The sequence below is a fragment of the Variovorax sp. AC103 genome (genome assembly GCF_979254005.1).
In genome coordinates this window covers 166,788-179,818 of sequence record NZ_CEEDFC010000004.1, presented here as the reverse complement: position 1 = coordinate 179,818, position 13,031 = coordinate 166,788, and the positions used below count along the sequence as shown (strand labels likewise).

At 65.8% G+C, this 13,031-nt stretch carries 13 protein-coding genes; all 13 read right to left on the bottom strand.

The window, feature by feature from the left end; all coding sequences use genetic code 11:
* Window position 1: 1 nt before the first annotated feature.
* Window positions 2–190, bottom strand: a complete 189-nt coding sequence (locus AC0IYU_RS07470) for a DUF2065 domain-containing protein (protein WP_093237567.1) — start codon at window positions 188–190, stop codon at window positions 2–4.
* A 13-nt stretch (window positions 191–203) separates the two neighbouring features.
* Complete coding sequence (hflC, locus tag AC0IYU_RS07465; RefSeq protein WP_472114738.1) at window positions 204–1,103, bottom strand: protease modulator HflC; 900 nt, start codon at window positions 1,101–1,103, stop codon at window positions 204–206.
* Between the two features lie 17 nt (window positions 1,104–1,120).
* Window positions 1,121–2,488 carry an FtsH protease activity modulator HflK gene (hflK, locus tag AC0IYU_RS07460; RefSeq protein ID WP_472114735.1) on the bottom strand — a complete coding sequence of 456 codons (1,368 nt, stop codon included), beginning with the start codon at window positions 2,486–2,488 and terminating at the stop codon, window positions 1,121–1,123.
* Between the two features lie 74 nt (window positions 2,489–2,562).
* Entirely contained in the window at window positions 2,563–3,732 is a 1,170-nt protein-coding gene (gene hflX, locus AC0IYU_RS07455; RefSeq protein ID WP_435484019.1) for a GTPase HflX, read from the bottom strand.
* Between the two features lie 55 nt (window positions 3,733–3,787).
* Complete coding sequence (gene hfq, locus AC0IYU_RS07450; protein ID WP_435438615.1) at window positions 3,788–4,033, bottom strand: RNA chaperone Hfq; 246 nt, start codon at window positions 4,031–4,033, stop codon at window positions 3,788–3,790.
* A 172-nt stretch (window positions 4,034–4,205) separates the two neighbouring features.
* Entirely contained in the window at window positions 4,206–5,549 is a 1,344-nt protein-coding gene (der, locus tag AC0IYU_RS07445) for a ribosome biogenesis GTPase Der (protein ID WP_472114732.1), read from the bottom strand.
* A gap of 54 nt (window positions 5,550–5,603) precedes the next feature.
* Window positions 5,604–6,746 carry an outer membrane protein assembly factor BamB gene (gene bamB / locus AC0IYU_RS07440; protein WP_472114729.1) on the bottom strand — a complete coding sequence of 381 codons (1,143 nt, stop codon included), beginning with the start codon at window positions 6,744–6,746 and terminating at the stop codon, window positions 5,604–5,606.
* A 7-nt stretch (window positions 6,747–6,753) separates the two neighbouring features.
* The gene (locus AC0IYU_RS07435; RefSeq protein ID WP_472114726.1) at window positions 6,754–7,446 is read right to left on the bottom strand and encodes a YfgM family protein; all 693 of its coding nucleotides are present in this window, start codon (window positions 7,444–7,446) and stop codon (window positions 6,754–6,756) included.
* A 6-nt stretch (window positions 7,447–7,452) separates the two neighbouring features.
* Entirely contained in the window at window positions 7,453–8,763 is a 1,311-nt protein-coding gene (gene hisS, locus AC0IYU_RS07430; protein WP_472114723.1) for a histidine--tRNA ligase, read from the bottom strand.
* Between the two features lie 16 nt (window positions 8,764–8,779).
* Entirely contained in the window at window positions 8,780–10,069 is a 1,290-nt protein-coding gene (gene ispG / locus AC0IYU_RS07425; protein ID WP_472114720.1) for a flavodoxin-dependent (E)-4-hydroxy-3-methylbut-2-enyl-diphosphate synthase, read from the bottom strand.
* Window positions 10,066–11,028, bottom strand: coding sequence for a RodZ domain-containing protein (locus tag AC0IYU_RS07420; protein ID WP_472114717.1), 963 nt, complete (start codon window positions 11,026–11,028; stop codon window positions 10,066–10,068). The genes ispG and AC0IYU_RS07420 overlap by 4 nt, the downstream gene beginning before the upstream one ends.
* The gene (gene pilW, locus AC0IYU_RS07415; RefSeq protein ID WP_472114714.1) at window positions 11,021–11,875 is read right to left on the bottom strand and encodes a type IV pilus biogenesis/stability protein PilW; all 855 of its coding nucleotides are present in this window, start codon (window positions 11,873–11,875) and stop codon (window positions 11,021–11,023) included. Before pilW ends, AC0IYU_RS07420 begins: the two co-directional genes overlap by 8 nt.
* 4 nt (window positions 11,876–11,879) lie before the next feature.
* Entirely contained in the window at window positions 11,880–13,028 is a 1,149-nt protein-coding gene (rlmN, locus tag AC0IYU_RS07410; protein ID WP_472114712.1) for a dual-specificity RNA methyltransferase RlmN, read from the bottom strand.
* Window positions 13,029–13,031 lie beyond the last annotated feature (3 nt).

Sequence of the window (13,031 nt, the reverse complement as noted above, 5' to 3'; positions counted from 1 at the left end):
GCTACCCCAGGACCCAGAGCAGTGCCAAACCCAGCAGGATGCTGCAAAGTCCAAAGAAACGAAGCTGGCCGTCGCGCAGCTGCATGAGCTGCCCGAAGCCGCGCCGCCACCCACCAGGAGAAACGAAGGGCAAGATGCCCTCGATCACCAGGACGAGCGCAAGAGCGCTCCAGAAGGTGTCGGCGCTCACGGCTCCGGACGAATCAGCGGCGAGGGGCGCTGGTGGTCGATCCCGAGCCCTGCATGGCCCGGAAGAAGTCGGATGACGGATCGAGCACCATCACGTCGCTCTTCTTGTTGAAGCTCTGCTTGTAGGCCTCGAGGCTGCGGTAGAACTGGGCGAACTGCGGGTCGCGGCCGAAGGCCTCGGCATACGAGGAAGCGGCCTGGGCGTCGCCCTCGCCCTTGACCTTCTGGGCGTCGCGGTAAGCATTCGCAACGATCACTTCGCGCTGGCGGTCGGCGTCGGCACGGATCTTTTCGCCTTCGGCCGTACCGGTCGAACGCAGTTCGTTGGCCACCCGCTTGCGCTCGGCCTCCATGCGCCGGTAGACCGATTCGGTGATCGCTTCCACATAGTCGACCCGCGTGATACGCACGTCAACCACGTCCACGCCCCAGGGCTTGGCACCCTTCACCACCGCCAGCACTTCGCGCTGCACGTCGGCCATCAGGGCCTCGCGACGCACCGAGATCAGGTCGCGCACGGTGCGCTTGTTGATGTTTTCCTGGAACGCATTGCGCACCACGCGGTTGAGCTGCATGGCACCGGCGTTCTCGTCGAGACCGACGTTGCGGATGTAGGCCTGCGGGTCGCTGATGCGCCAGCGCACGTACCAGTCGATCACCACGCGCTGCTTCTCGGCCGTGAGCATGGGCTCGGTGTCGAGGCTGGAGAGCGTCAGCAGGCGCTTGTCGATGTACGACACGTTCTGGAACGGCGGCGGCAACTTGAAGTTGAGGCCGGGCTCGGTGATGACCTGCTTGATCTGCCCGAGGGCATACACCACGCCGAACTGGCGCTGGTCGACCACGAAGAGGGTCGAGCTCAGCAGCACGAGCAAGACGAGGATCGACGAGGCGATGAATCCGATTCTGTTCATGTTCTTCTAGGCCTTTTTCAACGCACGTCGCGGTCACGCGAGCGGCCGTCGCGGGCGCGCACGTCGCCCGTCGCAGGCGCCACCGGGATCACCGAGGACTGGGCCGGCGCGGTGCCGGCAACGTTCGGGCTGGCCGCATCGACCGGCGTGGCCGCTGCGTTGTTGCCGCCCGCCTGCATGAGCTTGTCGAGCGGCAGGTAGAGAAGGTTGGAACCCTGCTTGCTGTCGACCAGCACCTTCGTCGTGCTGGCGTAGATCTGCTGCATGGCGTCGGTGTACATGCGGTCGCGGGTGACCTGCGGTGCCTTCTGGTACTCGGCCAGCACGGCGCTGAAGCGGCCGGCATCACCTTGTGCCTGCGCCACGATGCGTGCCTTGTAGGCTTCCGATTCTTCCTTCAGGCGCGAAGACGTACCGGTGGCCAGCGGCACCACGTTGTTGGCGTAGGCCTGCGCTTCGTTCTTGGCACGCTCGCGCTCCTGGCCGGCCTTGAGCACGTCGTCGAAGGCGGCCTGGACCTGCTCGGGCGGGCGCACGCCGCCCTGCTGGAGGTTGATGCCCACCACCTCGACACCGACCTTGTAGCGGTCGAGGATGGTCTGCATCAGCGTGCGAACGCGCGGTGCGATCTGGTCGCGCTCTTCGGCGAGCGCGGCGTCCATCTTCATCTTGCCGACCACTTCGCGCACGGCGGTTTCCGCGACCTGCACAACGGTTTCGGCCGGCGCCTTGCTCTCGTAGAGCCAGGCGCGCGCATCGCTCAGGCGGTACTGCACGGCGAACTTGATCTCGACGATGTTCTCGTCCTCGGTCAGCATGGCCGACTCGCGCAGGCCGGTGGAGCGTACGATGGCATCGCGGCCCACGTCGGTGGAACGGATCTGCGTGGTCACCACCAGCTCGTGGCGTTGGATAGGGTACGGCAGGCGCCAGTTGAAGCCCGCGTTCACCGTCGACTTGTAGCGCCCGAACTGCGTCACCACGGCCTGCTGGCCTTCGTTCACGATGAAGAAGCCCGTGCCGAGCCAGATCAGGATCGCCACCGCAGCGACGAGGCCGAGGCCGAATCCTGCATTTTTCATGTCGGGTTTGAAACCGTTGCCGCCACCGCCGCTGCTGCCGCCGTTGGGACGGTTGCCGCCACCCTTGCCGCCGAAGAAACCACCAAGCTTGCGATTGAGATCGCGCCAGAGTTCATCGAGATCGGGCGGACCCTGATTGGGGCCTTGGCCACGCGGACGGTTGTCGTTGTTGTTGTTGCCCGAAGGCGGGGGTGTGGGTGCGCCCGGAGGATTGGCATCGGGGGGACGGTTGCCAGCCGGACGATCGCCGTTGGAGGACGGCTCATCGCCGCGCCCCCATCGGCCGTCGTTCAGATTGAACATGCCCAGAAACCCTCTCCACGCTGGCTTTGAATTCATTCGCTTCGTTCTCTTGTCAGTGGCGGGATTGTGCCCAATCAATCGGCGGAATCATGCAATTCAGCGTCCGCCTCAGGGGTCATCGTATCGGCTATGGAGCCCGACTGCCGTGCGAGCTCGGCGCGCAGCAGCGGCACGCCCTCGCCGCTCCTGGCACTGAGGAAGATGCGAGGAACCTGCACGCCGTCGATTTCCATCTCGTCCTGCAGATGCAGCGGATGTTGCGTGCTTTCAAGAGCATCAAGCTTGTTGAACACCAGGAGTTGCGGAACGCCATCCGCGCCGATGTCGCGCAAGACCGACTGCACCTCGGCCATCTGCTCGGGGTAGTGGGGGTTGGAGGCGTCGATCACGTGCAGCAGCAGGTCGGCGTCGACCGCCTCCTGCAGCGTGGCCTTGAACGCATCGACCAGCCCGTGCGGCAGGTCGCGGATGAAGCCCACGGTGTCCGAGATGGACACCTGCCGCCGCGCGTCGCCCAGATAGAGGTTGCGCGTGGTCGTGTCGAGCGTGGCGAACAACTGGTCTGCCGCATAGGCGCGGGCCTTGACCAGCGCATTGAACAGCGACGACTTGCCCGCGTTGGTGTAGCCCACCAGCGAGATGTTGAAGGTCTCGCGACGCTCGCGCTGGCGGCGCTGAGTCCCGCGCTGTTTCTGCACCTTCGCAAGACGCTCGCGTGTGCGCTTGATCGACTCGTTGATCATGCGGCGGTCGAGCTCGATCTGCTTCTCGCCCGGGCCGCCGCGCACACCCGCTCCGCCGGTCTGGCGCTCCAGGTGGGACCAGCGACGGACAAGCCGCGTGCTGAGGTACTGCAGGCGAGCGAGCTCGACCTGCAGCTTGCCTTCGTGCGAACGTGCGCGCTGGGCGAAGATCTCGAGAATGAGGAAAGTGCGGTCGTAGACCGCAACGTCGAGCTGGCGTTCGAGGTTGCGCTGCTGCGCAGGGCTCAGCGATTGATCGAAGATGACTTCGCTGGCCCTGTGCAGGGCAGCCAGTTCCTTGATTTCTTCGGCCTTGCCGCTGCCAACGAACAATGCGGCGTCAGGCGCCTTGCGCTTGCACGCGAGACGGGCGACAGGCGTCAGGCCCGCGGTCTGCGCGAGCAGGCCGAGTTCCTCGAGTTCGCTGTCGAAATGGGGCAGCCCGAAATCGACACCGACGAGAACGGCGGCGCCTTCCTGGCGGGGGATCGGTTCAGACAAGCGGGGTCAGAATAGGGAAAAAGCGCGGCAGCCGGAGCCGCCGCGCTCCGCGCGATCAGGCAGCGGCGTCTTCGCTCTCGGAGGCCGAGAAGTTGACGGCACGACCCGGCACGATGGTGGAAATGGCGTGCTTGTAGACCATTTGTGTCACCGTGTTGCGAAGCAACACGACGTACTGGTCAAAAGACTCGATCTGGCCTTGCAGCTTGATACCGTTGACCAAATAAATGGAAACCGGCACATGCTCGCGACGCAAAGTGTTCAGAAACGGGTCTTGCAGAAGTTGCCCTTTATTGCTCACGATATTCTCCGTGTTCAAGAGTAGTTGTTGGAGAGATGACCATAACACAGGGTTTCTGCGCTGCAGCAACCGGGGTCAAAAGCCTTGAGAAAATAACGTCTCTGGAAAGACGGAACTTCCGTTACAGCGTCAAGTCAAGAGCCGCCATCGGCGGCCAAGACCCGATCCGCGCTCAGTCGTCCTTGTCGGCAAACGGATTCGCCGAGCTCTTGAACTGGATCCGCAACGGCGTGCCCACCAGGTCGAACTCCTTGCGGAAACGCCCTTCGAGGAAGCGCTTGTACGCGTCGGTCACGTGCTCCAGCGAATTGCCGTGGATCACGATCACTGGCGGGTTCATGCCGCCCTGGTGGGCATAGCGCAGCTTCGGGCGGTACATGCCGCCGCGCTTGGGCGCCTGGAATTGCACTGCCTCCAGCAGCAGCCGGGTCAGCACCGGAGTCGACATCTTGCGCGTGGCCGACTTGTGAGCCTGCGCAATCGCCTGCCACACGGGACCCAGGCCCTGACGCTTGATCGCCGAGATGAAATGCAGCGCCGCGAACTTCAGGAAAGGCAGGCGCGTCTCGATCTGCCGCTGGATCTGCTCACGCTGATAGCTGTCGACCGCATCCCACTTGTTGATGGCGATCACCACGGCCCGTCCGCTCTCGAGGATGTAGCCGGCAATGTGCGCGTCCTGGTCAGTCACGCCCTGCGTCGCGTCGAGCAGCAGCAGCACGACGTTGGCAGACTCGATGGCCTGCAGCGTCTTGACCACCGAGAACTTCTCGATCGCCTCGAACACCTTGCCCTTGCGGCGCAGGCCGGCCGTATCGATCAGTTCGAAACGCTGGCCGTTTCGCTCGAAGGGCACGGAAATGGCGTCGCGCGTGGTGCCCGGCATGTCGAACGCCACGAGGCGCTCTTCACCAAGCCAGGTGTTGATCAGCGTCGACTTGCCCACGTTCGGCCGGCCGGCGACGGCCAGCTTGATCGGCTTGTTGGCGTCGTCTTCGTCGGTCTCGTCCTCGGGGTCCGGCAGGTTCAGCGGTGCGAGCGCAAGCTCGACCAGGTCGCGCATGCCCTGCCCGTGCGCCGCGGACACGCCGTAGACGTCGCCGAAGCCGAGCTCGTAGAAATCCACGAGCTTGGTGCCGTCGAGCATGCCTTCGGCCTTGTTGGCAGCCAGCACGCAGGGCTTGCCCAGGCGGCGCAGCTCGTTGGCGATGTCGTGGTCTTGCGCCGAGAGGCCTTCGCGTGCATCGACCACGAAAATCACCACATCGGCTTCGGCCACGGCCTGCCGCGTCTGCTTGGCCATTTCCTTGTAGATGCCGCTGCCAGCGTCGGGCTCGAAGCCACCGGTGTCGATGACGATGAACTCGTGCTTGCCCAGTCGGCCGTTGCCGTAATGGCGGTCGCGCGTGAGCCCGGCAAAGTCGGCGACGATGGCGTCGCGCGTCTGCGTCAGGCGGTTGAAGAGGGTCGACTTGCCCACATTGGGGCGCCCGACCAGGGCCACGACCGGCTTCATGGCCGGCCTTTCGATGGCGCGGTTTTCATGATCGGGCCTTGCAAAAAGTAAAAGTTATTCAGGGCGATAGCCAAACACACCACCCTTGGCAGTCACAACCACGACCGTGTTGCCGGCCAGGACCGGCGTGACGGCGATGGCGGAGCCATCGGGCGTGACGCGATTGAGCAGCGCGCCGTCTTCGCGAGACACGAAATGCAGCGTGCCGGTGCCTTCGCCGATGACGAGCGAGCGGCCCACGGCCAGCGGCGCGGTCAGCTCGCGGTTCTTCAGGCGGGACATCTGCCAGGCACGCTCGCCATCCGCACGGCGCCACGCCACGACGCTGCCGTCGGATTCGGTGCCGTAGATGAAACGGTCGTCGCCGCTGAGGCCGTCCGCACCCGAAGCCGGCTTGCTCCACACCAGCGAACCGCGCACGGTTTCGACGCAGCCCACGCTGGCGTAGTACGCCCGCGCGCAGACCGTGTCGCCGAAGCGGCTCACACTGCCGGTCAGGTCGACCAAGCGTTCCACGTCGTTGGTGCCGCGCGGTGCCGCGATGGGCGACTCCCAGCGCGAAGTGCCGTTGGCCGGGTTGATGCCCACGAGACGGCCGCCGATGCCCGCGACCAGCGTGTCGCCCACGGCGATCAGCACGCCCGACTTGCGCAGCACGAGGTTTTCACCCGTGCGCTGCTGGATCCAGAGGCGGCGGCCGCTCTGGCCGTCCCAGGCGCTGAGGCTGCGGTCGGCGGTTTGCACGAACACGCGGCGGCCCGCAACCAGCGGCGCCGTGAAGGCCTGCGCCGACAGCTTCTGCTTCCACAGGACCTTGCCGTTCTCGATCGCAACCAGCTCGTTGTTGGTGGTGACTACCGCGGCCATGGTGCCGTCGCTGCCGACGCCGGCTGCAATCGGAGCCCCGACGCTGGCGCGCCAGGTTTCGCGCCCGGCGCGGGCGTCGATGGCCACCACCGTACCGTCGCTGCCGGCCACCGTGACCGTGTCGCCGCTGATGTCGGTGGTGAGGGCGAACTTGACCTCGGGAATGCGCACCGTCCAGGCCTGGCGAACGCCCACGAGGGCCGGGTTGGCCGGCAACTCTTCGGGCTTGGGCTTGCCGCTGCCGGAACAGGCGGCGAGGAACGCTACCAAAACAAGAGCTGATCCCGCACGCAGGGCGGTCGATTCAGGCACGAAACGCTTGAAATTCATGATGCGGTCAGGGAGTTTTGGGGGCAGCGGGTGTGACCGTGACGACAGGCGCCAGGCTCTTCGGATCGACACCGACCGCGTTGAGTTTGATCTCGATCAGGCGGCGGTAGTCGGAGGTGGCGCCAAGGCCGGTCCAGGCCTTGCGGTATTCGGCTTGCGCTTCGGAGCGCTTGCCCTGGGCCAGGTAGATGTCGCCCTTGCGGTCGGCCACCAGCGGTTCGAATTCCTTCGGCACGCTGCCGTCGAGCTGCTTGAGCGCATCGTCGTACGACTTGGCGTCCAGCAGTTCGGCCGCGAGACGCAGCTTGGCAATGGCCTGGTAGCCCGGGTCGATGGCGCTTTGCGCCACCCACGTGAGCGCGGCACGGGAACCTTCGGTGTTGCCCTTCTCGTACAGCGTCTTGGCGACCAGCAGGCCGGCCTGTTGCGCGTACGTGGTGGAGGCGAAGCGTTCCTTCATGTCGCCCAGCACGCGCTGGATGCGCTCGACGTCGCCGGACTGCGTGCTGCGCTCGACCTCGTCGTAAAGGGCTGCGGCCTGCGTTGCCTTGCTGCGCTGGTAGTACTGCCAGCCGTTCCAGGCCACGAAGGCGCCGGCGACGAGCAGCACGGCCCAGGTGATCAGGGTGCCGTAGGTGTTCCAGAAATGCTTGAGCTGGTCGAGCTGTTCCTGTTCTTCGAGGTCGAGAGGGGTTGCCATGCGCTGTCAGATGTTGGGAGCCGGCGATTGTAGGGTGACGGCCCAGGCGGCCACTTCTGCGAGGGGCCGTGCGGTCTGCGGGACGCTAGCGTCGCGCAGCGCTTTCAGAGTCACTTCGTCGCGTGCAAGTTCATCGGCGCCGAAGATCAGTGCGTGGCGGGCGCCGCTGGCATCCGCCTTTTTCATCTGTGCCTTGAAGCTGGCAAGCCCTTCGGCGGTGGCTGCATGCATCTGCACGCGCACGCCCGCTTCGCGCAGTTGTTGCAGCGTTCGCAGCACCACCGGCATCGAGGCGGCGTCGGGCACGATCGCGTAGGCGTCGGGTACCGGCAAAGGCACATCGGCGCCCTGCTCCTTGAGCAGGTCGAGCACGCGCTCCACGCCCATGGCCCAGCCCACGGCCGGTGCGGGCTTGCCGCCGATCTGGGCGATCAGGTCGTCATAACGGCCGCCGGCGCACACCGTGCCCTGCGCGCCGAGCCGGTCGGTCACGAACTCGAACACCGACAGGTTGTAGTAGTCCAGGCCGCGCACCAGGCGCGGGTTGATCGTGAAGGCGATGTCATTGGCCTTGAGGATGGCCTGCAACCCCTGGAAGTGCGCGAGCGATTCGGCGCCGAGGAAGTCGATCAGCTTCGGCGCCGATTCGACGACGTCCTTCATCGCGGGATTCTTCGTGTCGAGGATGCGCAGCGGGTTGCTGTGCAGGCGGCGCTTGCCGTCTTCGTCGAGCTTGTCGGCGTGCTGCTCGAAGTGGGCGATCAACCGTGCGCGGTGCAGTGCGCGCTCCGCAGGCTGGCCCAGGCTGTTGAGCTCGAGCCGCACGTCGGTCAGCCCGATGGCCTTCCAGAGCGCGCTCGCGAGCAGGATCAGTTCGGCATCGACATCGGGGCCGGCAAAGCCCAGGGCTTCGGCTCCGATCTGGTGGAACTGGCGGTAGCGTCCACGCTGCGGCTTTTCGCGACGGAACATCGGGCCTGTGTACCAGAGGCGCTTGGGGCCGTCGTAGAGCATGTTGTGCTCGATCACCGCACGCACGAGGCCGGCGGTGTTTTCGGGCCGCATGGCCAGATGTTCCGCCTGACCATGCTTGTCGGAACGGTCCTCGAAGGCGTACATCTCCTTCTCGACGATGTCCGTCACTTCGCCAATGCCGCGCACGAACAGCGCCGTGTGCTCCAGGATCGGCGTGCGCACGTTGCGGTACGCATAGCGCCCCATCAGGTCGCGCACGGTGGCCTCGAGCCACTCCCAGAGCGCCGATTCGGGCGGCAATATGTCGTTCATGCCTTTGACGGCATTCAATTTTTCAGCCATGGATTCCGCGGAGGTGTCAGGCAGCGACGGCGTGCTCGCCGCCGAAGCGCTTTTCGATGTAGGTTTCGACGAGCTGGTGGAACTCGTTGGCGATATTGTCGCCGCGCAGCGTGAGGGCCTTTTCGCCGTCGATGAAGACCGGTGCGGCGGGCGCCTCGCCGGTACCGGGCAGGCTGATGCCGATGTCGGCGTGCTTGCTCTCGCCGGGGCCGTTGACGATGCAGCCCATGACGGCCACCTTCAACGCCTCGACACCGGGATACTTGGTGCGCCAGACCGGCATCTGCATGCGCAGGTAGTCGTCGATCTGCTTGGCCAGTTCCTGGAAAGTGGTGCTGGTGGTGCGCCCGCACCCCGGGCATGCGGTGACGCTCGGCACGAACACGCGCAGGCCCAGCGCCTGCAGGATTTCGTTGGCGATCAGCACTTCCTGCGTGCGCGACTCGCCCGGCTGCGGCGTGAGCGACACGCGAATGGTGTCGCCGATGCCCTCCTGCAGCAGGATCGACAGCGCCGTGGCCGACGCCACCGTGCCCTTGGTGCCCATGCCGGCTTCGGTAAGACCCAGGTGCAGCGAATAATCGCAGCGCCTGGCAAGCTCGCGGTACACCGAGACGAGGTCCTGCACGCCGCTCACCTTGCACGACAGGATGACCTGGTTGCCAGCCATGCCCATGGATTCAGCGAGCTTGGCGGACTCGATGGCCGAGGTGATCAGCGCCTCGTACATCACCTGCTTGGCATCCCAGGGCTGAGCGCGCTGGCTGTTGGTGTCCATCAGGCTGGCGAGCAATTCCTGGTCGAGGCTGCCCCAGTTGACGCCGATGCGCACCGGCTTGTTCCAGCGCATCGCGGTGTCGATCATCTGGCCGAACTGCTTGTCCTTCTTGTCGCCCTTGCCCACGTTGCCGGGGTTGATGCGGTACTTGCTCAGCGCCTCGGCGCAGGCCGGATAGTCGGTGAGCAGGCGGTGGCCGTTGTAGTGGAAGTCGCCGATCAGCGGCACGTCGATGCCCATGCGGTCGAGCTGCTCGCGGATGTAGGGCACCTGCGCCGCGGCTTCCGGCGTGTTGACCGTGATGCGGACCATTTCCGAGCCGGCGATGGCCAGCTCCTTCACCTGAATCGCGGTGCCGATGGCATCGACGGTGTCGGTGTTGGTCATGGACTGCACGCGCACGGGCGCGTCGCCGCCGACCGTGACCACGCGCGGGCCCCAGACCACACTGGCCTGGCGCGAGCGGCGCGCCTTGGGCGCGGCCGCCTCGATGGGTCCCACGGCAACGGGAAGGCACTCGTTCGTCATGATTTCACCTCGAAACGGGCCACGCCACCGCTCTTGGTGACCGGCTTCAGGTCGAAGGGCTGGCCTCGAACCTGCACATCGACACTCGACGCGCGGCCGACCACGACGGACAGTGGCAGCGTGCCCGACAGGCCCAGTGTTTCACCCGCCTTCAGGCTGCGGCGAAGCAGTTGCTTGCCACCGGCTTCGGTCACAGTGACCCAGCACTCTTCACGCGCCACGAAAACAAGTTGCTGGCTGCTGCTCGCGGCAGGCGCCACGGGCGCGGATGCCGCCGCCGCCGGTGCCACGGCAACCGGGGTGCCGGTCGAAGCGATCGGCGTTTGACCGACCGACCCGCTCGGCGCCGCAGGCTGGGCCGGAACGGTCGAGGCGACCACGCCGGAGCCATCCGCAGAAGTCGCGCCATTCGCCGAACCTTCGGCGGTCGAGCCGGCGTCGGAGCCGCTCTTTGCCGTCAGTCGCGACACGGAGGCGCCGACCTGGTCGAAGACCGACTGAGGCAGCCAGAACAGCGCGCCCGCGCCGATCAACAGAAGCACCACGACAGTCACGAGCGCGCGCGACGGCAGGCCGCTGGAGCGGCCGCTGCTGCCGTTCCAGCGCGGCGTGCCCGAAGAAACATGACTCTTGAGCGTGCGGTCCGACTCGGCCAGCAACACCCTTTGCGTGGAAGGCAGCTTCGCCAGCACGGGCGCCGGATCGATGCGCAGTGCGCGGCACACGCTGCTGGCCAGCGCGCGCGCGAAGACCGGATCGGGCAGCGAGGCAATATCGTCCGCCTCGAGCGCCAGCAATTTCTGCGGCGGCACCTTGAGCGCGGCCGCCACCATCTCGATGTGCAGGCCGTGAGCCTCGCGCGCCTCGCGAAGCAGGTCGCCGGCCGTCTTGTGCGTGATGTCGCCTTCCTCGAGCGTCTGCGCCACGGAAGTGCCGAACTCCGAAACCCGATCAGTCATTTAAATTCCCGCGTTCGTACGCGATTGCCTCCCGCGACTGTGGGAAGCGTCGTTGCAGTTGACCGCCCAACTGCGCGGCAGCCTCGCGGTTGTTGAGTCTTCGCTCGATCTTGATGCCGAGCGCGAGCGTCTCGGCGCTGGCCGAGGCACTGTTGTTGACGCGGCGAATGTAGAACTGCGCACGCGACCACTCCTCGCGTTGCGCGAGCACCGAGGCCAGGTTGAAGCCGACCACCGGGTTGCCGGCGTCGATCTCGTAGGCCTGCATGAGGCTGCGCTCGGCCTGCACGCGCTGGCCGGCCCTGAGTTCGCACACGCCCTGGGTCATCAGCGTCTTGGCGCGGTCGGGGTAGCTGGGTACGGCCAGTGCCTCGGTGAACTGCGCCGCGGCATCGCCGTAGCGGTTCTGCTGGCACAGCAGCCAGCCGTAGTTGTGGCGCGCGTTCGCATCGCGCGGGCTGATGGCGATGGCGCGGCGGAAGCTGTCCTCGGCCATCCCGGCGTCGTCCAGGCGCATGTAGACGAGGCCGCGCAGGTTGTAGGCGTCCGCGTTGTTGGGGTCGGCCACCAGCGCCTGCTTGATCTCGTCGAGTGCCACCGTGGTCTGGCCCTGTTCGAAATAGCCCGAAGCGAGCTCCATGCGCAGGCGCGCGCGGCGCTGGCGGGAGCTTTCGTCCGACTCGGTCACGACCTCGACGCCACGGCTGGAGCTGCTGTCGGCCAGGCTGGTGGTGGTGGTTCGGGTGTTCACGCAGCCCGAGAGCAAAAACGCCACGGCGACGCCGGCAAAGCTCGCGGCAAACAGCCGCTGCGCGTTCACGGTCGTCATCGAAAAGGCCATGCTCATGGGTTCAGTGCTCCTGGGGAATGGTCTTGCGAACCGGGTGCATCACGATCGGGCTCTCCGTGGCACGGCGCTGAGCCATGCGTTCGGCCGCACGGGTGCGGTCCTTGACGTCGCCGGCGAGCTGGCCGCAGGCGGCGTCGATGTCGTCGCCGCGCGTCTTGCGCACGGTCGTCACGAGCCCTGCTTCGCTCAACGTCTTCGCGAAAGCGAGAACTCGGGGCTGCGGCGAGCGCAGCAGGCCGGAGGCCGGAAACGGATTGAACGGAATGAGGTTGAACTTGCACGACACGTCGTGCTTGCGCACGAGTTCGATCAACTGGCGCGCGTGTTCGGGCTGGTCGTTCACGCCGTCGAGCATGCAGTACTCGAAGGTGATGAAGTCGCGCGGCGCATGCGCGAGGTAGCGCTTGCAGGCTTCGAGCAACTCGGCAATGGGGTACTTGCGATTGAGCGGCACGAGGTCATCGCGCAGCGCGTCGTTCGGGGCGTGCAGGGACACGGCCATGGCGACGGCGCAATCGGTGCCCAGGCGGTCGATCATGGGCACCACGCCGGAGGTCGACACCGTCACGCGACGGCGCGACAGCCCGTAGGCGTTGTCGTCGAGCATGGTGCGCAGCGCGGGCACGAGTGCCGAGTAGTTCTGCAGCGGCTCGCCCATGCCCATCATCACCACGTTGGAGATGACGCGTTCGTTGCGCTTGAGGTGCTTGCGCAGGAAATGTTCGGCAAACCACAGCTGGGCGACGATTTCGCCCGTGTTGAGGTTGCGGCTGAAGCCCTGATGCCCGGTCGAGCAAAAGCGGCAACCGACCGCACAGCCGGCCTGGGACGATACGCACAAGGTGCCGCGGTCGTCCTCTGGAATGAATACGGCTTCGACGGCATTGCCGTCGCCGACGTCGAACAGCCACTTGATCGTGCCGTCCTTGGATTCGTGCTGCGTGACAACCGGCAAGGCCTCCACGCGCGCGGTGGTCGCGAGTTTCTCGCGCAGCGACTTCGCCAGATCGGTCATCTGGGTGAAGTCGCTCGCGCCACGCTGGTGGATCCAGCGGAACAATTGCGTGGCGCGGAATTTTTTCTCGCCGAGCTTTTCGCAGAACGCAGCCAACCCCTCGAGATCGAAGTCGAGCAGGTTGACTGTGGTCATGGA